The organism is Moorena sp. (genome assembly GCF_982860115.1).
The window spans coordinates 14,895-36,111 of record NZ_CEYLVT010000003.1; the positions used below are offsets into that span (position 1 = coordinate 14,895).

A 21,217-nucleotide genomic window follows, 5' to 3' on the forward strand; every position below is an offset into this window, starting at 1 on the left:
GGAATCAAGGCCACCTTCTGTCACTTGATTATAAGGAAAATTAATTATTAACATAAGTTAGTAGTCTAGTTTAGATTTAACAGGCTTTTTCTACTACTGGCTTAATGCCTAATGTGTCAAGCTACACACTTGTAGTCACTGGCAGTCTATCACCATTAGTTGTTTTGCACCTGATTATCTCTACTTTAAGGCATCTGTCAATAGATATATTTTTAAAATAATGTTAAGAAATGTTAATCTATATTAGAAATTGATGACTGAAACTGATGTCTGACCATCTTCCACTACAGGTTTCTGATGCCCTTCTTGCTGCAATGGGAATAAATTGTTCCAATATCGATGAGGATCGCATTCCTCATAAATCTGCTGTTGTAGTAGTGAGTAACCATCGTGGCTTTCTAGATGTCCCGTTGTTGATGGTAGCCTTGGGGCAACGAATCCCCATTGCTTGTGATCATGACATGGGACAAGCACCAGTGATGCGGGTGGGTTGTCAAGCAGATGGGTTGTTTCTGTCTATAAAAACCAGAATATAGACTGTGGGCGTTGTTACAACAGGCAAGTCAGTTTCGCGAACATGATCATTGGGTTGGGGTTTGTATACTCCGAGCCTAACCAATGGTGAATTTTACTCAGCCTTTGGAAATAGGCAACTTTCATAAAGGCTTTACCCACTTAGCTTTGTGGACATCAGTTAAACAGGCAGCGCCGCGCCTAAAGCGCGATCGCTTCCCAAGAAGAAATCGTACACTCAGTGATACCGCTGTGATCGTTACGTTTGTTTGACCCATCTGAACCCCGATTTGAACAAATGAGTTGGCATCCGATGGTAATTCATCGCTGTTTGGCAGTATTAGTTGGACATTTCTATTGGATTACACAGAAACAGCGGAACTATCAAGGGAAACAGATTATGTGCTCCATTAGTAAGATCTACCGGTATTAAATTGCTAGATTAGTACAGGGGATCAAGGATAAAGTATGAAGTATCAAGTATTAAGACTCAAGGAGAAAATGGGCTTGTTAGTGTCTCACTTATGCTTGACTAAAAACTTGCTCAATAACCATAATTTAAACTACCAATTTTATACATAATATTTATAGTGAATATTTATTGAGTTTAATGCAGATATAATCAATACAATAAAATGTACTAATAATTCAATAATGAAGCTGTTTTGATATGAAGCATTATTCGTTATAATTACGAAAAAAAATGTTAATGGCTATAAGACTTAATACTGAAAGTAAACAATGCCAAACGTTAATAGTTGTTCGTGTTTATTGAGTCCGGGACAATCTAATCGGTGATTATCCACTATTTGTTTATTTACCAGAGATGGTTCCAATGGGTCAGCTGTTGGCAGTACAGGCTCAACATTGAGAAACTGGTTTTGATTTCCGTTGTTTGGGGTACCCAACGGATGATTTAAGCAACTTGGAGAAGTTGGCAGGGGTAGTGGTTAACCTGATTGAAGCGGAACTAAACGAGGGAGCTTCACAGGACGTTTATCTGTATGGTGAGTCGAAAGGAAGTCTGTCTGGTGCGTGAAGGTAGCTCTGAAAACCCCCCATATGATTGACCGGATTATTTTGAGTAACCGAGCTACTTGTTTTAACCAACGAGCTTTCTTGATGCAAAGCGCGAGTGGGGAGGGGCTGCATCAAGACAAGCCTCTCCTCTTATTAAGGTAATTGATTTGACACCGCTGCATCGCTGAAAGCCCCGTGGAAACCCCCATAGGTCAGCGCTGCCTCCCTTTGAGCACACTTGCTCCCCTGTTACCTTGCTGCATCGCTAGCTGAAACAGAGGTTAACTTGTAGAAGATTATCAGCTCGACAGTTGAAAACCCCTGTGCCTCGCAGAAGCAGAAGGGTATCACAAGCAGTGCCGGAGGGTGACTCCCCTGGTGAAGAGAGTGGTTTTCCTGAAATTGACTTTAGTTTCTGATTAGAAGTTCTAATCTTAACAAATCTTTATGATTTAGCAATTTTACCTTATACTACCAAAAGACAGTAGAAAGGAGAAAAAACAAGTATGTCGGAGGCCATCAAGCCGCTGACAGTACCCAAGGAGTTCTTGGGTGCCCCGGATAAGTTTAACTTAACGTTACTTATGTTTGTGGCGGCGATCATCTTGGTGGTCTGTTCCACCAGTGGTTACTGGCTTTGGGATTTGCCTAACGCTTGCTGCTTTAGCATTAATGTCCTTGCCTTACACATGGTAGGAACAGTCATTCACGATGCCTCTCACCATGTTGCCCACAAAAACCGTTACGTCAATGCCCTGATGGGTCATGGTAGCGCCCTGATGTTAGGTTTTACCTTCCCAGTGTTCACGCGGGTTCATATGCAGCATCATGCCAATGTTAACGATCCCGAAAATGATCCCGATCATTTTGTTTCCACTGGTGGTCCGCTGTGGTTAATTGCAGTTCGCTTTTTTTATCACGAAATATTTTTTTTCAAGCGCCGTTTGTGGCGTAAGTATGAGCTCTGGGAGTGGTTTTTTAGCCGTCTATTCATCGCCATCATCATATATCTTGCTTGTCAATACGGCTTTTTAGACTACATCATGAACTATTGGTTTGTGCCAGCATTAGTTGTAGGTATAGCCCTAGGATTGTTCTTTGATTATTTGCCCCATCGTCCATTTAAAGAACGTGATCGCTGGAAAAATGCTAGAATTTACCCCAGTCCCATCATCAACCTGCTAATTATGGGACAAAATTATCATCTAATTCATCACCTGTGGCCGACCATACCCTGGTACAAGTATCAGCCCGCCTACCGTGCTGTTAAACCCCTTTTAGATGAAAAAGGTTGTGATCAATCTCTAGGACTTCTGGCTCGAAAGAGTTTTTGGAACTTTATATACGACATCTTTTTAGGAATTCGTTTCCACCACAAATCATCTGATAGACAAACGGAATCAACCTGAAAATCTTTATGTTGATGGTTGACCATGGACGGTTGACCATTGATACATTTCAGGAAATCAAATCCCATGGCTGTTAATTGTTAGTTGTTAATTGTTAATTGTTAATTAAGCATTGACCATTGACCATTAACAATTTTATTTTGACTAATGACAACTTTAAATTACGACTGGCTAATTGCTAGAAGCCGCGTGGTTATTAGAAATAACCTGATAACTAACGGTTGACTTGAGCTAAGATCAAATCAGGCCTTAAATTTTTTGCCTGACGTAAATAGGGATGATAAATTTCAAGTTGAGAAACAGGAGTGTTGATTTGGATTAAACACCGGATACAACGCTCTAGGCTACCCTCGACATGCATCTGTTGGACATCAAGTAAAGGAACATGATCCCAATTCGGACGTTCTCGTGCGATCGCAGCTGGAAATTTAGCATCCAAATCACGGGTCGTGGTGAAAATCGCACTAATAATTTCTTGATGGTCGATTTCATTATGAGCTTCGAGTTCATCTAGCAGTTCCATCACTGCTTCTCGAATCGCTGCTACTGTATTTTCTGAGGCAGTTGTTGCGCCTCGAATTGCTCTAACTCTCCAGTGCAAGGTAAGATCCTCCGAATTTCCCTGGGAGATTTGAGATTTCACAAAGCGTGTAAAATCTCAAATCTCCATGTTATCTTATGGTCGGTACAACCATAGGGGCTGACCGCTAGTTGATAGTTCAAACTCTAACCAATCTATACCAACAGATATCTGAGATCTATTGCGAATAAGGTTACCCGGTAGCAAGCGACTCAACAATGGTTTGGGTTCTTCGATGGTGAAAGACTTGGTTTTCTCTGGGTCAAGACCCACCAATTCCGCTGCCCAGCAACGGGCATCTTCTTCAGTTCCCAGGCGATCAACCACCCCCAAGTTATGTGCTTGCTCACCAGTAAAAATCCTACCATCAGCAAAACTTTTTACCACATCTACATCTAGCTTGCGACTCTGGGCAACAGTTTGTACAAACTGCTGATAACTGGTATCGATCAACTCTTGAAGAATAGTTTTTTCCGGCTCAGTCAGTTCCCGGTCAAACGCCAATATATCTTTGTACGGACCTGACTTAATGACCTTAAAGGAAACACCGATTTTATCCAACAAGCGCTCTATATTGTTTCCCCGCAGAATCACACCAATACTTCCAGTGATTGTACCAGGGTTCGCTACTATATGTTCCGCTCCCATGCCAATGTAAACACCCCCGGATGCGGAGATATTGCCAAAGCTAGCTACTATCTTCACCTTTTCTCGCAACTTCACCAAGGCGCTATAGATTTCCTGAGAATCCCCAACTGTACCACCAGGACTGTCAATCCGTAATAGTAAAACGGGAAATTTCTTCTCTTCAACAGTTTTCAGGGCTTCGAGGACCCGTTTACGGGTACCACCAGCGATCGCCCCCGTGATTTCAATTCGAGCAATTTGTTTGAGAGATTTGCGTTTAAACGGCCAAGGCATAGGTGATTGTGAGTATCTAGTCTAGATTTAACTGATTACTGGAGCTTGTATATATAGTTTGCATCATTTTCTCAAACGGTTAGCTACTCAGGGGCTATAAATAAGTAAATAAGTAAATAAGTGTTTAAGCAAATAGAAAAAGCTCGTTTAATCTGTCGCCCATTGAAATTGTATGTTATTCAGTAAGCTCGAAAAACTCCAAAACTCACGCCTGTGCTCCTGAGCCCCCTGCTCCTGAGCCAAGTCAATATCTAAAGTCAATATCTAAATCAAATTTATGAAAGCTGCTTGAGTGTCGGTTATTTTCGTTCTTCACCATAAATCAGGATTATGCAACTCAAAGCCAACACAATACTGCCACCGATAGGGTCACTACTGCTGATTTCCCCCTTTTTCCTATGGGGTACAGCTATGGTAGCCATGAAAGGGGTGATCCCTAACACAACCCCTCTGTTTATGGCTGGGGTGCGGTTAGTACCAGCAGGAGTTTTAGTATTAGTAGCAGCAACTGTGATGGGTCGCCCCCAGCCGAAAGGTTGGTTAGCCTGGCTGTGGATTGGCGTATTTGCCTTAGTGGATGGGGCAATGTTTCAGGGTTTCCTAGCCCAGGGATTGGTTAGCACTGGTGCGGGTTTGGGTTCGGTGATGATTGATAGTCAACCCCTAGTGGTCGCCCTGCTATCAGCATTGCTCTTTGGTGAACTTATTGGACTGTGGGGTTGGTTAGGACTAGGATTTGGTATAGTAGGAATCAGCTTGATTGGCTTCCCCGATCAATGGATTCTCAGCCTTTTTACTGGCAACGCTCACGCTATAGAATTAAGCTGGGAACAGCTGTTTGATCATGGAGAGTGGCTGATGCTCTTAGCATCCCTTTCCATGGCAGTAGGAACAGTAATGGTTCCCATGATCAGCCGCTATGCAGACCCAGTTGCTGCGGTTGGTTGGCACATGCTCTTAGGAGGATTACCGTTATTTGCCCTCTCTAGTCTCATAGAATCCCAGCAATGGGTGAATATTGATGGAGTTGGCTGGATCGCATTAGCTTACTCCACTGTTTTCGGGAGTGCGATCGCATACGGTATATTCTTCTACTTTGCCTCCAAGGGGAATCTCACTAGTCTGTGTAGCTTAACCTTTCTGACACCAGTATTTGCCCTGCTATTTGGGAATTTAGTGTTGTCTGAGGTACTCAGTGCTCTACAGTGGACTGGTGTGTGCGTGACATTGCTTAGCATTTATCTAGTCAATCAGCGCGAACAAATAGCAAGTCGGATCAAAGCAAGGCTGGCAAACAACAGCGGCTAGCCAGAGCGGAAAACTGGCAGTGGAAACAACCAGTGAGCCTGATTGAAGGTATTACTATCCTACCAGAAACCCATTCCTTGAGCTGTTCAGGATACAATTGAGATGAAATTCTGTTGCTCGAACGACTAAAACACATGGGATTGAGCGTTGTGTGTTAAGTGCGTAAGCTAGAATTGGCGTTCACATTCGAGTCCTGTAGAATTTTATGACTCGCCATTGGTCTATCATACTTGTAGCTACATGTTTGAACTGCCTAGGTTGGTTCCCAGCACCCAGCCTAGCGGTGAAATTAGAAAAAGCGATTTTCCATAAGAACCGCTACGGGAACGCATTTTCACCCAACAACGTCCCTGAGCCGTTGCTAATCGCTCAATCTTCCACTTCTGCCACAGAAACTGACCAGCCAATTCTGCTCAAAGGGAGTCGGGGCAAAGAGGTGGCTCTTGTGCAAGCCAAGCTCAAGCATCTTGGCTTCTACGATGGACTTGAAGATGGTGTTTATGGTGAAGATACAGAGAAAGCAGTCGCTTTATTCCAAGAATCTATTGGATTGAGAAAACTGGGTATTGTTGATTCGGTTACTAGGAAGGAATTAGAGCAAGCCTACGGTGCTAAGACGACAACCAGCAGCACGAGTTCAGCAACCAGCAGCACGAGTTCAGCTCCAAACTCAGGTCAATCAGTCCCAGACGAACCGACTACTACGGAACCTTCCACCGAGGAAAAGAGCCTGTCATCATGGCTGATTATCCCAGCCATCATCATCGCTGGTGGTGGTTTTTTCCTATTCAAGTGGTTCACTAAACCAAAACGACCGGTAGACTCACAATTAGCGCCCTCCACAGAAAATCACGTCTTACAAGATCCTAGACTCAATAACCTCAAAGTCCCAGTGTCAACTGACTCCCAAAACCACCGTCTTCAAAGGGATGATAACCATAGCGTTAGTTATGATGTGGCCAATCCTAGTAATTCCCAACCTCAGTCGTTAGCTGATTCCTTACATGTCAAAAACACCACTCGTCTGACTAAATTTAGTATCGTTGAGGAATTAATCAGAGAATTAGAAGACCCAGACCCACAAAAGCGACAACAAGCTATCTGGGAATTAGCCCAAAAGGGGGATTCGAGGGCAGTAAAGCCCCTAGTCAACTTAATGCTAGATTCTGATTCTAAGCAGCGTGGCTTGATTTTGGAAGCCTTATCCCAAATTAGCACCAAAACCCTCAAACCGATTAACAAAGCCCTAGCCATTTCTTTGCAGGATGACAACCCCCAAGTGCGGAAAAATGCGATTCGGGATGCAACGCGAATTTATGAATTACTAAATCAAGTCTTACATATGTTGCGTCACGCTACGGATGACCCGGATTCAGAAGTGCGAGAAACGGCAAAATGGGCAATCGATCAGTTTAATAAAATGCGCCCTCCCGCTAATTTGGATAGTTTGCCACCAGCACAACATTCCCTGAATTCATCAGAAAATCAGTCAAACCATTACCAAGATAATAGCGACTAGTTAGGGAACTTCGGGTAATTAACGTGTTATAATTGGAAGTAATAAAAATTTCATAAGCTTTACTTATCGTGGTGTAAGAGATTTAAAATCAACGTTTGATTAATTAATTTAAAGTTGATAATTATAGTTTTAATTATCAAATTACCAGGGTTAATTTTAAATTAATGAGCCAATTAAATTCCCTGAAATTGCTATTAGTTTCCACCCCAGTTGGTCCGTTGGGTTCAGGGTTAGGTGGTGGGGTTGAGTTGACTGTACGTAACATTGCTACGGAATTGATTAATCGGGGTCACAGGATCACAATTGTGGCAACTAAAGGATCTACAGCTTGGGGAATGCCTCTGGTAGAAATTGATGGTGTTCTCGAAACTAGTATTCAAACTCAAACAAGAGAGACTCCTACTATCATCCCCCCATCCTCGGTATTGGCTAATATGTGGGACTATGGGCGACAAGTTCAAACCCACTATGACTTGATTGTCAACTTTGCCTACGACTGGTTACCGTTTTACCTAACCCCCTTTTTCAGTTGTCCCATTGCTCACCTAGTGAGTATGGGTTCATTAACCGAGGCGATGGATCAGATCATCGAACAAGTTGCCATTAATTTCCCTGGCAGAATCGGGGTTCATTCAATGGCTCAAGGGGCAACATTTTCCTTCAAGAATCGCTGTCGTTGTTTGGGAAATGGCATTGATTTGTCTGTCTATTCCTTTTGTGACTCTCCCTCACCCTGGGTCGGCTGGGTGGGTCGAATTTCTCCAGAAAAAGGCTTAGAAGATGCAGTGGCAGCATCCGATTTCACGGCTACGCCACTAAAAATTATGGGTCTTATACAAAATAAACTGTATTGGCAGCAGATTCTTCAAGATTACCCCAATGCCCCTCTAGAATACCTGGGTTTTCTGCCAACTGATCAACTCCAAAAACACTTGCGCCAGTGTCGAGCTTTACTTATGACCCCTCATTGGGTGGAAGCATTTAGTACTGTGGCAATGGAAGCCCTCGCTTGTGGAGTGCCAGTCATTTCCTATGACCGTGGTGGATCAGCAGAAATTATCGAAGATGGTAAAAATGGCTTTTTGGTAGAACCCGATTCTGTGGAAGGCTTGGTAGAAGCCTTGGGAAACTTGGATAGAATTGACCGCCGTGAATGCCGTCGCCTCCTGGAAGTTAAATACTCTAATCAGGCCATGGGCGATCGCGTAGAGCAGTGGCTCTGGGATATTTTGAAGGACAGTGGTGATAGTGGCTAGTTTCTTAAGATTTGTAAATAAAAGTAATTTTGTAGTTTTTGATACAGAAATAAGTGATATAGTTATAAATGTAAGGGAAATTAATTCCATCACAATCTTCTATAAGCAATCGGAGAAAGGAAAATGTCTACTCAAGAAAAAGCTAGGGCTCTGATGATGAATCACCATCACATGATCAAAAATCGTCAGCAATCTATGCTCGGTCGCGTGGCTTCCGAAGTAGGACTAGATAGCTTAGATCCTGACTACTGGGGTACTATCCAAGGTAAACCCCATCCTAGTTTCCGCTCTACTTATGATCGTAGCAATGCTTCACTTAGCTAGTACTCTGTCAATATAGTTTTGGGTAGTGCTAAATCTTTAGCACTACCCATATTTGCATCAATGGCTGTGGGCAGAACCAACCATAGTTTTATTTTTTAGAACTCCGCACTCAACGGAGTTCTGGGAAACGGAATTACATCCCGAATATTTGCCATACCAGTCATAAATTGCACCAATCGCTCAAATCCCAAACCAAATCCAGCATGGGGCACTGTACCATAACGTCGCAAATCTAAATACCACCATAAATCTTCTGGATTCATGCCCTGATTCTGAATTCGCTTCTCTAATATATCCAGCCGTTCTTCCCGCTGAGCACCACCGATAATTTCCCCAATCCTAGGCGCAAGCACATCCATTGCTGCTACAGTCTTTTCGTCCTCGTTTAAGCGCATATAAAAGGCTTTTATCTCTACTGGATAATCCGTGACAATGACGGGCTTTTTAAACAACTCTTCGGCTAGATACCGTTCGTGTTCTGACTGCAAATCTACACCCCAACTTACCTCATACTCAAACTTACGATCCGTTTTCTCCAGTAATGCGATCGCATCTGTATAAGTAATCCGCTCAAACTGATTATTGATAATATTATCAGCAGTAGCGAGAACATTGTTATCTATCCGCTTGTTGAAAAATTCCAGATCTTCTGGACAGTTTTCCAATACTGACTTAAATACATGCTTGAGAAAGGCTTCTGCTAAATCCATATCCCCCTTCAAATCGCAGAATGCCATCTCAGGCTCCACCATCCAAAATTCTGCTAGATGTCGAGAGGTATTAGAATTCTCGGCTCGGAATGTAGGACCAAAGGTGTACACATCCCGAAACGCCATTGACATAATTTCTGCTTGTAATTGACCACTGACAGTCAGGTAAGTCGGTCGTCCAAAAAAGTCCTGAGTGTAATCGACTGCTTCATTATCGGTTTTGGGAATGTTGTTTAAGTCTAGGTTAGTGACACTGAACAACTCCCCCGCTCCTTCACAGTCACTAGCGGTGATAATTGGGGTATGAACCCACAAGAAGCCTCGTTCTTGAAAAAACTGATGAATGGCACTGGAACAGGCATTCCGCACTCGGAACACTGCACCTAGGGTATTGGTACGCGATCGCAAATGGCTAATGGTGCGCAAAAACTCAAAGGAGTGGCGTTTCTTCTGTAGGGGATAATTGGCATCTGCTTCCCCATACACTGTCACCGAGGATGCTTTGAGTTCAATTCGCTGTCCCTTGCCAAGAGACTCTACTAGTATACCAGTGACTTCTACTGATGAGCCAGTATTAAGCTGCTTCACGATAGTCTCATAATCTGACAAGTCTGGATTGAGCACTACCTGTAAATTTGCCATGGAGGAGCCATCGTTGACTTCCATGAAGGCAAAGTCCTTTAATTCCCGTTTTGTCCGTACCCAGCCTTGAATGGTCAAAGACTGATCTGGTTGACCATTGCGCAAAACTTCAGCAATCCGTCGAATTTCCATAGCTTACCCCAAAATTCTGAGAGAATCGTAAACTTTTCTAAATTACCTGGTGGTCTTTAGCTCTAAATATCTAAGTAAATATACTTATCAAGGGCTTAATGTAAAGTTTGATGAACAAAAGTTTCTAAATTGTTGCAATAAGTGAAGGATTCACTCATAATTACTATACAAATGCAACGTTTGGTTAAGTTTCATCAAACGACTAGTCACCCAAAATCACTAGTGAGGCTATTCACTTAAGCCAGGACAGAGTTGGGTTTGTCGTAAATGGTTAGTTGGTAAAGGTGATCAGTAAGGATTAAGCACAATTACCGATTACCGATTACCGATTACCGATTACCGATTAGTGTCCTGCGCCAAGCTTGTAGCCCCAGTTGCGATCGCGTAGCGTAGCCCTTCGGGCTAATCGCCTTTGGCGGAAGCTTTGCTTCATCGCACTCTGGTAATAGCTTCCATTAAAACTAATTTAGAGAGGTATTTGTAAATGGTAAATTTCTTTAAGGGCAAAAAATCCAAGGGCTTCTACCTGGAGCTAGACGAAAGCGACACTAGCACCCCCCAGCAAGCAGCGGTAGAACAGAAGCCAGAACCGGCTAAAGCTGAGGCAACAGTGGAAACTCCGACCCCAGTAGCAACAGCTGAGGCAGCAGCAGAAACCACGACCCCAGTAGCAACAACTGAAGCTCCTAAGCCCAAATCTGCTCGTCAAGCCAAGAAAGAAGAACTAGCAAAGGCTAAGGCTGAAGCAAAGGCTAAGAAGCAAGCTGAAGCAGAAGCTAAAAAAAAGGCAGCTGCTCCTGAGCCAACACCAGTAGCGGCAATCACTTCAGCAGCAGCACTTGTGAATAACAAGGCAAAAGGACAACCGGAAGCGACCTTTGCCACCAAATACGTACCAATGATTATGCCTCGTCGTCGTCCTGGTCCTAGCATGAATAAGTTTATGGACATGGCTGCTCAGATGCAGACCCCTCGTTAATAGATTAGTTATTTTTGAAGAAATACTAATCCACTATACAACTGAAATGCTGGATCCCAAGGAGTCTCGACCAGGCGAAATAAGTCGATATGAGACTCCAGTTTTTCTAGCAGGTCTTGGTAGTCTAGAGCAGTTTGGGCAAAGGTGGTAAAGTCAGACCATACTGGTTTCTCAAGTAGCCGAACATTTAAATAATCAGCTAAGTTGTTCCAGTTGACTCTTGTAGTGCTTTGGTGTATACGAGAGTCTTGGGATTGCTTGTTCTGACGAGAAACTGGCTTGAGGGTTAGAGCAATTCCTTGCTGAAATTGATAATTGCGATCGCATAGTCTGAGAATACTGTGGCGCTGTGGTAAATGCAAGTCACAAACCATGGCATAGTCTAAGGTTTGGGTTTTACGAGTTAAATTCCGTCGCGCATCTAAGTCTACTACCTTCTCAAACAAAGGCAACCGTCCGTCTACTCGTTGGGTAACTTCCGACCAGTTAAAGCTAAAAGAACCCAACTGTCCCTGAGAGTTGTGACATACTACAGTAGTTTCCTGGTCACTACTGTCAGAAAAATACTTAACTTGATAAATGTTAATTCTTTTGATATCTGCTACAGATGCCCACAAACATTTTATTGATGCTTCTCGCAGTAAGGAGCCATAATACTTAAGTTCTCCCACAGGTCCAGTGCGATATAAACGCCAGCCTCTAGTAGGTAGCTGTAGCCTTGCGGTGTAGGGGTCTATCCCCAGGATGCGAGCTAAGTTTTGAGCTGCTTTTGGTTTGTCTTGTTGGCTGATCGGCTTTAGGACTAATACTCCCAATTGATTACTATCAGGGTCAGCAGTTGCTTGGGCTAAGGCTTCTCGGCGCTGTTGTTTTGCTTTAGCTTCTAAGCGTGCTAGTCCCTGACGAGCTTGCGCCATAATTTTAGGAACAGGTGTTCCTTTCAGTAACTGTCGATAGATTCTTTCGGCTGCTTGTAGCTTACCTCTGACTTCCTGGAGCCGTCCTAGATAAAGCTGTGTCCAGGGATTATTGGGCTCTTGCTTCAGAAGTTTTTTAATTAATCGCGCAGCAGTTTGATAATCATGGTGCTCAAAGGCATCAGCAATTTGCTTAAGCATAGGGTTAGGTGTGATATCACCAAGTGTTAGACATTAGGTAGCTCCTAGGGATACGCTACTGGAACCCTGTTAATAGTATAGCGCTAGTTTTATGGTTTTAAGGGGCTGACTTTTTTAAGGGCTAAGGGATATTTGGGATAATTAAGTTAGTGATTTAAATTAGCGCTATACTTTGTGCGAATTTATCTAGCGCTGACTTTTTTAAGGGCTAAGGGATATTTGGGATAATTAAGTTAGTGATTTTAATTAGCGCTATACTTTGGCCGAATTTATCTAGCGCTGACTTTTTTAAAGTTTTAAGGGATATTTGGGATAATTAAGTTAGTGATTTTAATTAGCGCTATACTTTGGCCGAATTTATCTAGCGCTAATTAAAACCTCCCTTATCTCCCCTACTCCCTGCTCCCTACTCCCTGCTCCCTCACAAGTTTGTTACAAAAGTTTTTAAAATATGTTATAATAAAAGATTATTTATATGCTATAGTAGTATTATAGACGTGAAAACGTTAAGAGCCAGCCAGGATTTTGCAAGCTCTGGGGCTGGCTCTAGTCCCCCAGTTAAGGAGATACCTAAAATTATGACCTACTCCCAACGCCTCTATCCATGGGCGGTCATTCACCTATTGCCACAAATGCAACGGGTCGTTGTTGGTCGTTACCGGAACCGGTCTGATGCTGTTCGCGTAGCGTGACCTTTGGTCAAGGTCACTTGCAGGCACTCAAACGACTGATGCCTGATGGGAAATTTATTATTATTTTTGATTTACCTGAGCCTACGGATCAAGAATCTGAGGAGTAAGATCGAAAGTGATCGCTTTTAGCGTGGCCTAAGGTCAATCCGATCATTTCCAAAATTGCTGCAATTTCCAACAGTGCATCAATTGGCCTCGAAGCTATTACAATAGCGCTATACTTATCAACCGCTTGATCTGGTTAAGATTGAATAGCGCTATACTTATTTATCAATAACTCTAACTTAGAAAATTGTTGAAATTTCCAACATTAAGAGGTGGAATGGGCATCTTGCCCGTTTCTTGAAGTTAACGCCAAAATCAACATCTATTCGATGGCTCAACCCTTGCTACCACAAGACCTAGGACTATACCAATTACTCTTAGGAGTAACAGTATTCGGTTCAGCCGTCAGGATAATCGTACCATCTTCGCCAACAGTCCAACCTTGAGCTTCCACTATTTTCTTCTTAGGACGAGTAGGAGTGGGAGTATTGGCAGTGCGACGTTTTCCTCTCATTGGTAAGTAACTAACTTCAGGAGTAGGAGTAGAGGTAGCTTCTTCGATGTTGTCTGATTCAGTATCAAGGGTAATCCAATCTACCAGTATAGACTGTTGATTGATTGGGTCTAGAGGACTCGGGGGTAAGCCACCTCGTCCAGTAACAATGAATTCACCCAGTTCATCTACACTTACTTTTCCACTCCTGGGACAGTTAGCAACAATTAATTCTGAGGGGTCAACTGTTGATGTTGGTAGGTTTTCAGGATCATCGCCAGGATTAATTGCGGAATTGATCTCCAGCAATCCAGATAAAGACAAATCCCCGGTCAAACTAATAGCAGAAATATCATTAAATCGAGTCAGACCTTGCTGTGAGGTGAAGTTTCCGAATAAGCCTTGCAGGGTGATTTTGATCTCTCCACCTTGGCCTTGTTGAGCATTAGCAACGATATCGTTACCCGTTTCACCATCGGAGGGTAATAGAATCAGAAATCCACCTTCAATAGTAATGTTCCCTCCTTTGACTTTATCACCTGTAGCATCAGCCAAGATTAGGCTATTGTTATCAAGTGTTGTCAATCCTGATACATTGATATCGATAGTTGCTGCTTCCTGATCTTGTTGGTTGTTGTCGGAATTTTTTCCAGTAGCAGCTAGAAGTTTGCCGTTGTCTAGGGTGAGAGACTCAGCCTTAATGGTCAGTTTGCCAGCTACTCCTCGCTCACTATCAGGCACCTCGGTATCTGGAAAACTATCTTGATTTAAGGGGACAGCACTTACTGATATTTGTGCTCCATCTTCGACAGTAAGGTTTTTGGTTGTTACTGTCAAGTCTCCAGCATTGTTACCTCCAATGGCGGCAACTGCAATCCTGCTCTGGGGGATATCATCTTGGATCAGAAGGATATCATTGGAAGCTTCAAGTTCGATTTCGATTTTTCTTTGTTTTGCATCTTCTCTTCTTTGTTTTGCATCTTCTCTTCTTTGTTTTGCATCTTCTCTTCTTTGTTCTATTTCTTCTTCGGGTAGTTTATCCTTTTGTTCTTCCAGTTGAGCCAGGTGAACGCGCTGAGCGAGAATTTTACCAGTTTCTATTTTAATTTCCTGATCTTCCCTATCCAGCTCTTCTTGTTTTTGTTTCCGTCTATCCTTGATCCTATCAACAGTTGGTGAAGAGTTTGGATCACTTCCACTAACAATAACTTGCTCTGAAGCATTGATCCTAATGTTGCCAGCATTGCTAACATTACCATCATTCTCATCATTAGTATTCAAGGCATTAGCAAGAATTTGTGCACCTTGGGTGACTTCTACTTCCTTAGCCTCGACTATGATATCACCCCCAGGAAATCCACCAATACCGCGAGTGCTTATAAATGAATCATTGGATACGGTTAATTTACCCGTCGTGATCTCAATCGTTCCTCCCGTAGACTTATTGTCTCTAAGATCCTGGCTTCCTAGTTTAGTTTCAGTGAATATGCCACTGAGCCTTTTAACCCCAGAAATTTCCACAAAATCGGTAGCATTGACTGTAATATTAGCTGCTGGAAGGTTGCCCTGATTCAAAGCTTCTAATTTCCCATCTTTGAGGGATAGAGAGCGAGCTTTAATAGTAATGTTACCAACGCCTCCTGGGGTGTTTTCCGCGCGCTCTGGGTTTCCTGCATCAAATTCTACCACAGTTTGGATGTCGCTGTTGGTAATCTCAATCTTATCTTTAGCTGCTATCTCGATATTTCCCGGATTTCCCTTTTTTTGGGAAGTCGCGATGATTTCAGCACCATCGGTTAGTTGCACTTCATCGGCATCAATTTCGATATCACCACCACGAAAGTCACTTTCGCTTTTAGCATCTAATCTTGCACGATTTGATAGACGTAAGCTCGATGTTGTGATCTCAATACGCCCTCCTTTACCCTCAGATTCTTCTCTAGTTTCCGTGGATATGCGACTGGTTCTTTTAATCCCATAAATTTCCACAAAATCCCTAGCATTGATTCTAATATCACCTGCTTTAATTTTGCCCTGAGTAGAAGCTGATATTCTTCCTCCATCTTTAATGGATAGAGAGCGAGTTTCAATGGTAATATTAGCAGCGCCTCCTTCCTCTAGGGTTTGATTGTTTCCCGCATCTTCATCTATATCAGTTTTAATTGCGCTGCTTTGGCCAGTAATTTCAATTTTATCGTTAACCTTTATTTGAATACTTCCCGGGTTTCCCTTACTTCTCTTCTTAGCCTCAGCAGTGATAAAGCTTATATTGCTCAAGAAAAGTGAACCAGCTTCAATGATTATCTTGCCACCATCACCTATAGCGTCCCTTTGGGATTTCGCTTCAATTTTGGCACGATCTTCCATGATGAAGTCTCCTTCAACTATGATTTTGATCGCCCCCGCGTTTCCAGCTCCTGATGTATTAGCCCTTATACCACTAGAGCCTGCTCTATTTGGTCCAATCATCGTCAGTGACCCCACACGGATGTCTATCGGACCGCCGTTACCCTTAGTTTTTTTGTCGGTCTTAGCCGTAATTTGGACTTGACCTCTCCTAGATTCAGGATCACTCGGATTGCGAGAATCAAGTAATAGGGACTTAGCTTGGATATCAATACCCCCGCTCGATCCTGTAGATTTTTGTTTAGCGACATTCTCAATTTTGCTGCTGAATTTTACCTCAACTACTCCCCCAGCCAAGATGGTAATTTTCCCCCCATCTGCTGCGCCTCCATTAAATATCTGAATTCTACTTCTATCATTGAGGGTAACATTGCCCAAGACATTTAATAAGACATCTCCGGGGCGGCCTTTTTTATCGTTTTTATCTACTTTTTTATTTTCAATTTGTTCTGTTCTAATGGTACCTTTCTTTTTCAGTTCTACATCACCACTGACATTGATGGTAATGCTACCGCTATCACCATCTCCCTTTGTTATTGCTGAAATTCCTGGTGTTTCTTTCTTGGATTCTACCGTCAGGGAGCCAGCAGTAATCTGAATACTTCCTCCTGTGCCACCTTCAGGATCAGTTAAGGTAAAGATTCCATGCTGACGTCCGTCACGAGAAGCAATAATGGAAATTGAGTCATCAGCGGTGATTATAATATCACCCCCTTTCTGACCATTGACCTTAGTTATAGTGAAGATTCCCTGCTCTCTTCGAGCCGTCTCTACTGTCAACGAGTCAGCGTCGATAGTAATTTTTCCGCCTTCTCCACCTTCTTTCTCTGTTATCGAAAAGATTCCCTGGCGCTCTTCTCTAGCAGTAGACTTAATCAATACCGAGTTATCAGCACTGATACTAATATCACCACTTTTCTTACTATTCCTATCAGCTTTAGTAAAAATTCCCCTATCTTTCTCTTTTTCAGAGTTTTCTACTTCCAAAGAATCAGTAATAATCCCAATGTCGCCACCATCAACATCGCTATCTTTAGCTACTATAGTTTCTATAGCGCTATTTTTAATAACAACATTCCCTTTCTTGACAGCATCCGGAAACTCCAAACCCAGCTTGTTATCATTTTTAGTTAATGCTACTTCTCCCGGTGCGCTCAATCCTGCTAACAGAATATTACCACCTTGATTGGTGCTAATCTTGCTATCTTCGATAACCTCAATATCACCACCGAGTAACAACAAGTTATCAACTGCTAGCTTCTCCAACTTAGCTTGACTGGTAATATTGCCGGGAATTTGATTAAAGAAAAACACATTAGGATTAACGGTCAGCAATGGTGACGGAGGCTCTGGGTTAGACGCACTAAACACTCCTTGATTTCCAAACCCAATCCCATCAGCAGTAGTGCCCACAAATGAACCCGATACATCTAGCTTCGCCTTATCCCCAAATAAAATACCGTTGGGATTAATCACGAACAAATTCGCGCCACCATCCACACCCAAGGTGCCAAAAATATTAGAGGGATTAGCACCAGTTACCCGAGACAGAATATTTTCAATCCCAGCTGGATTAGCAAAATAAACCCTTTGACCGTCTCCCACATTAAACTCTAGGAAACTGTGGAACAAGTTTATATCTCGGATTGCTCCTCCTTTAATTAAATCAACAATTTCTCCATTTATCTGACCCGAGCTTTGATCAAACAAAGACCTTTCGGCTGCTGGTAAAGTAGTATCAGGAGTAATCTGGGCATTAGCTTGGTTTACTGAAAATGCGTAGGCTCCACTAATAGCTAAGCATAGCGCTAAACCTAACTGACTGTTATACCGTTTCAAGACATTTAATGCCATGGCAAGGATTTATCCTGATCCTGGGCAGGGATATATTATGTTAGTATTGATTAACCGGATTTTGATTAACCTAGTGATAGCTAATCAGTTTTATTAATAGTTACTTGATGGTGTTATTCCTTGTTCAAGGAATGATTTATAATTATAAAGCTATCCCTGCCACTCTTGATATAAATTTTTGTTAAATTAGGTTAATTATGTTAAATTAGGTTAACCGGTGCTACAGGTAATGCTGCTCCAAAGTTGCTGATAAAAAACATCCAATCATATCCAAAATTGCTGCAATTTCCAACAGTGAATCAATTAGCCTGAAACTCATAATGCTAGCGCTATAGTTAATAATGCGATGCTCGGTAGGAGCCGCTACGCGAAAGCATTATTTATAAAATTGTTGAAATTTCCGACAGTAAAGGATTTTCATGGCTTTGTTGCTGTTGCTAGTAGTATCGTGATTACCCAAAATTGCTGGAATTTCCGATAACTAAAGAAATTGCTCAACAAGGAGCTATCGTGATTATCCAAAATTGTTGTAATTTCCGAAAGTAAACGAATTTCACCGAAATTGCTGAAGCTAGCGCCATCATGATTATCCCAAATTGCTGTAATTTTCGATAACTATCGGGCGTTGCTTAACCAACGCAGTATCGTGATTATCCCAAATTGCTGGAATTTTCGATAACTCCCGAAATCGCTCAACAAGGCGCGATCGTGATTATCCAAAATTGTTGAAATTTCCGACAGTCAACATTATCGAAAATTGCTGAAATTTCCGACAGTAAAAGAATTTCACGCTTTGCTGCTGTTGCTAGGGCGATCGCGATTATCCAAAATTGTTGAAATTTCCGACAGTAAACGAATTTGACGCTTTGTTGCTCAAGCTAGCGCTATCGTGATCATCCGAAATTGCTGGAATTTTCGATAACTACCGAAATTGCTCAACAAGGCGCTATCTTGATTATTTCAAATTGCTGGAATTTCCGACAGTAAACAAATTTCACGCTTTGTTGCTCAACAAGGCGCGAAGGTTATTATCGAAATTGCTGTGATTTTCGATAACTACCGAAGTTGCTCAAGCTAACGTGATCGCGAATTGCTGAAATTTCCGACAGTAAAGGATTTTCACGGCTTTGTTGCTCAAGCTAGCGCTATCGTGATTATCCAAAATTGTTGGAATTCAGGATAATCGAAAATTGCCGAAATTTACGACAATCAAAGGATTGAGGGGAAAAATTCAATACTGCTGCCATAGTGATCAACCGCTTTTACTAATCAATTTCAATGATAGTGTTACCCAATCTGAGAGTAATCAAAAATTGCTGAAATTCACGATAGCCAACGAATTGGACGGAAATTTATTTAGTTAACTCTATAGTGATAAACAACAATGTCAATGATAGCGCGATCAAAAAGGTTTAACGCGATCGCGTAGCGGCTCGTACCGAGCATCGCATAAGCGCGGAAGCTTCGGGTGACTCGCGTAGCGTGGCCGTAGCCCAATCGCATCACCAACGAAAATTGCTGAAATTTCCAACTAGCCAAAACGTTTAGTCAAAATTTCCACAGAAGGATCAACTTCCAGCCACACTGTAGCTCCACAATCCTTGGGACAATTAGGTTGATAAACCAACCGAGACGGTCCTTTGATTTCTACATAATGACCGTAGGTGTTGCGATTACCTTGTTTGACGGTTAGGACAGGCTCGTAGGTGTTGTTCTTTTTATTTTGCCTAATGACGTTTTGGTTGACATGAACGTAAGTGGCCACCTTTTGGAAACCTCTTCTCCAGGTTCCCTTTGGTCCACGGCGACCGGGACTGACCTTGGGCAAGCCATTAAATAGAGGAATTTGCCAAAATCTGCCAACTTTTTGAGCGCCCTTAATTCTGCCATGTTTGAGAAGTTGACGGACTCGTTGGACACAAATTCCTAGAAGAAAAGCTGCTTGGGTAGTTCCGACCACTGTCATTTTTTTTTGCTCCTTTAAATAGCGCTATACTTATTATAACACATTATTTCTGTCTGTGCAAAATTGTTACAAAAATTTACAAAGTGATACCGGAAATTTTAATAGCGCTACTTTTTTAGGGGTGGTAAAGAGTGTATGGGATGATTGGGATTGACGGCTTTACTATAGCGCTAATTTAATTGTGGGATTCATGGAAGCTATACCATGGCGCTAACCTTATTCAGAGCTTACGGGGTATATAAAGAATTGAATTTAATTTAATTTTTCTTTTTAAAATAGCGCTATATTTATTTGGAACGAAAATTATCTAGCGCTATTTTTAGCGTAGTTAGCTTACTATAGCGTTATAGTTTTAGAAAATTCGGTGATCAAAAATTTTACTAGCGCTACCTTTTGAGACTGGTTAAGGGTTGTATGGGATGATTAGAGTTAATTTCAACCTTAAACTAGCGCTATAGTAATCGAATTGAACCATGGAGAAAGGTAGTGTATTGGGTCAGTTGTCGATCATGTTGTCATAAGTTAAAGCAAAATTATCACCTTTTGCCTTAACGGATGACTCGGCCACTGCTGCTACTATAGACAAGGTAACAATAGGAGCAGTGATAGCTCGAAGAATACGACTTCCTAGAGAAACAGCGATAAATCCAGCAGCAGTAGCTTGTTCTAGCTCTTGAGTTGTCCAACCACCTTCCGGTCCCGTAGCAATTACAATGTCAGGATGTTGAGCAGGGTCTGTTTGACCAGTATCCAATCCTAATCGTAAATCTAATAAGCAATTGAGTAGATGGGGAGCCTTTCCCCGAGCTACACAAATATAGCGATAGGCTTCTAGGGTTTGCGGTAATTGAAGACTATCGCAAAAGTCTACAGGGTCAAGAATTTTCGGCACAACTTCCCGTTCTGATTGCTCTGCTGCTTCTTGGGTAATCCGTCGCCACCTCTGGACCTTTTGAGGGCTAGGATTGAGTAACGTGCGATCGCTTTTCAAAGGCACAATCCGAGTCACTCCCAACTCCGTTGCCATCAGACAAATTTGCTCAAATCCACTCCCTTTAGGCATAGCCGCCATCAAGGTTACCTGTTTAGGCAATTCGGTCTGAATGTGCTCAGATGCAACAATTTTAGCTTGAGTCAAATCACCTTCTAGCTCGCTAACGTACCAGCCACCTTCTCCATCCATAGCAATAAAGCGATCGCCTTTTTTCAGCCGCAACACTCTAATTAGATAATGCTGTTGGGCATCAGTTAAAACAATCCCTTGGTCTTGACACTGTGTAGGTGATATCACCAACCGTTGCATACTCATTATCTGACCACTGTTATCTTT

At 42.3% G+C, this 21,217-nt stretch carries 17 protein-coding genes; 9 read left to right on the forward strand and 8 right to left on the reverse strand.

Features of this window, described 5'->3' with window-relative positions:
* Nucleotides 1-266: 266 nt before the first annotated feature.
* From AC4II3_RS01015 to crtR, 4 genes are all read left to right on the forward strand, one after another.
* Nucleotides 267-536, forward strand: a complete 270-nt coding sequence (locus AC4II3_RS01015; protein WP_488007120.1) for a 1-acyl-sn-glycerol-3-phosphate acyltransferase — start codon at nucleotides 267-269, stop codon at nucleotides 534-536.
* Nucleotides 537-618: 82 nt separating this feature from the next.
* Nucleotides 619-786, forward strand: a complete 168-nt coding sequence (locus AC4II3_RS01020) for a hypothetical protein (RefSeq protein ID WP_488007122.1) — start codon at nucleotides 619-621, stop codon at nucleotides 784-786.
* A gap of 622 nt (nucleotides 787-1,408) precedes the next feature.
* Nucleotides 1,409-1,552 carry a hypothetical protein gene (locus tag AC4II3_RS01025; protein WP_488007124.1) on the forward strand — a complete coding sequence of 48 codons (144 nt, stop codon included), beginning with the start codon at nucleotides 1,409-1,411 and terminating at the stop codon, nucleotides 1,550-1,552.
* Nucleotides 1,553-2,039: 487 nt separating this feature from the next.
* Nucleotides 2,040-2,942, forward strand: coding sequence for a beta-carotene hydroxylase (crtR, locus tag AC4II3_RS01030; protein WP_488007126.1), 903 nt, complete (start codon nucleotides 2,040-2,042; stop codon nucleotides 2,940-2,942).
* A 214-nt stretch (nucleotides 2,943-3,156) separates the two neighbouring features.
* Here crtR and aroH read toward each other — a convergent pair whose 3' ends face one another.
* Both aroH and sppA read right to left on the reverse strand, forming a co-directional pair.
* A complete protein-coding gene (aroH, locus tag AC4II3_RS01035; protein WP_488007171.1) occupies nucleotides 3,157-3,543 on the reverse strand; it encodes a chorismate mutase in 387 nt (128 codons plus the stop codon).
* A 75-nt stretch (nucleotides 3,544-3,618) separates the two neighbouring features.
* Nucleotides 3,619-4,443, reverse strand: a complete 825-nt coding sequence (sppA, locus tag AC4II3_RS01040) for a signal peptide peptidase SppA (protein WP_293020347.1) — start codon at nucleotides 4,441-4,443, stop codon at nucleotides 3,619-3,621.
* A gap of 330 nt (nucleotides 4,444-4,773) precedes the next feature.
* Here sppA and AC4II3_RS01045 point away from each other — a divergent pair, with 330 nt between their 5' ends.
* The 4 genes from AC4II3_RS01045 to gifA all read left to right on the forward strand — a co-directional run bounded on the left by AC4II3_RS01045 (nucleotide 4,774) and on the right by gifA (nucleotide 8,850).
* Complete coding sequence (locus AC4II3_RS01045; RefSeq protein WP_488007128.1) at nucleotides 4,774-5,751, forward strand: DMT family transporter; 978 nt, start codon at nucleotides 4,774-4,776, stop codon at nucleotides 5,749-5,751.
* A gap of 283 nt (nucleotides 5,752-6,034) precedes the next feature.
* On the forward strand, nucleotides 6,035-7,270 hold the full coding sequence (locus tag AC4II3_RS01050; RefSeq protein WP_488007130.1) for a HEAT repeat domain-containing protein: 1,236 nt from the start codon (nucleotides 6,035-6,037) through the stop codon (nucleotides 7,268-7,270).
* Nucleotides 7,271-7,434: 164 nt separating this feature from the next.
* Nucleotides 7,435-8,526 (forward strand): glycosyltransferase family 4 protein, encoded by a 1,092-nt coding sequence (locus AC4II3_RS01055; RefSeq protein WP_488007132.1) that lies wholly within the window; start codon nucleotides 7,435-7,437, stop codon nucleotides 8,524-8,526.
* A gap of 123 nt (nucleotides 8,527-8,649) precedes the next feature.
* Nucleotides 8,650-8,850 (forward strand): glutamine synthetase inactivation factor IF7A, encoded by a 201-nt coding sequence (gene gifA, locus AC4II3_RS01060; protein ID WP_488007134.1) that lies wholly within the window; start codon nucleotides 8,650-8,652, stop codon nucleotides 8,848-8,850.
* Between the two features lie 95 nt (nucleotides 8,851-8,945).
* On the opposite strand, the gene asnS is transcribed toward gifA, so the two are convergent.
* Nucleotides 8,946-10,334: an asparagine--tRNA ligase gene (asnS, locus tag AC4II3_RS01065; protein WP_488007136.1), complete on the reverse strand. Its 1,389-nt coding sequence runs from the start codon at nucleotides 10,332-10,334 to the stop codon at nucleotides 8,946-8,948.
* Nucleotides 10,335-10,818: 484 nt separating this feature from the next.
* Here asnS and AC4II3_RS01070 point away from each other — a divergent pair, with 484 nt between their 5' ends.
* A complete protein-coding gene (locus AC4II3_RS01070; protein WP_488007138.1) occupies nucleotides 10,819-11,313 on the forward strand; it encodes a hypothetical protein in 495 nt (164 codons plus the stop codon).
* Between the two features lie 8 nt (nucleotides 11,314-11,321).
* On the opposite strand, the gene AC4II3_RS01075 is transcribed toward AC4II3_RS01070, so the two are convergent.
* The 5 genes from AC4II3_RS01075 to AC4II3_RS01095 form a co-directional block, all read right to left on the reverse strand.
* Nucleotides 11,322-12,431, reverse strand: a complete 1,110-nt coding sequence (locus AC4II3_RS01075) for a tetratricopeptide repeat protein (protein ID WP_488007139.1) — start codon at nucleotides 12,429-12,431, stop codon at nucleotides 11,322-11,324.
* Between the two features lie 1,071 nt (nucleotides 12,432-13,502).
* A complete protein-coding gene (locus tag AC4II3_RS01080; RefSeq protein WP_488007141.1) occupies nucleotides 13,503-17,921 on the reverse strand; it encodes a two-partner secretion domain-containing protein in 4,419 nt (1,472 codons plus the stop codon).
* A gap of 1,356 nt (nucleotides 17,922-19,277) precedes the next feature.
* Nucleotides 19,278-19,460 carry a hypothetical protein gene (locus AC4II3_RS01085; protein ID WP_488007143.1) on the reverse strand — a complete coding sequence of 61 codons (183 nt, stop codon included), beginning with the start codon at nucleotides 19,458-19,460 and terminating at the stop codon, nucleotides 19,278-19,280.
* Nucleotides 19,453-19,887 carry a helix-turn-helix domain-containing protein gene (locus AC4II3_RS01090; RefSeq protein ID WP_488007145.1) on the reverse strand — a complete coding sequence of 145 codons (435 nt, stop codon included), beginning with the start codon at nucleotides 19,885-19,887 and terminating at the stop codon, nucleotides 19,453-19,455. Before AC4II3_RS01090 ends, AC4II3_RS01085 begins: the two co-directional genes overlap by 8 nt.
* A gap of 496 nt (nucleotides 19,888-20,383) precedes the next feature.
* Complete coding sequence (locus AC4II3_RS01095) at nucleotides 20,384-21,190, reverse strand: 16S rRNA (uracil(1498)-N(3))-methyltransferase (RefSeq protein WP_488007173.1); 807 nt, start codon at nucleotides 21,188-21,190, stop codon at nucleotides 20,384-20,386.
* Nucleotides 21,191-21,217 lie beyond the last annotated feature (27 nt).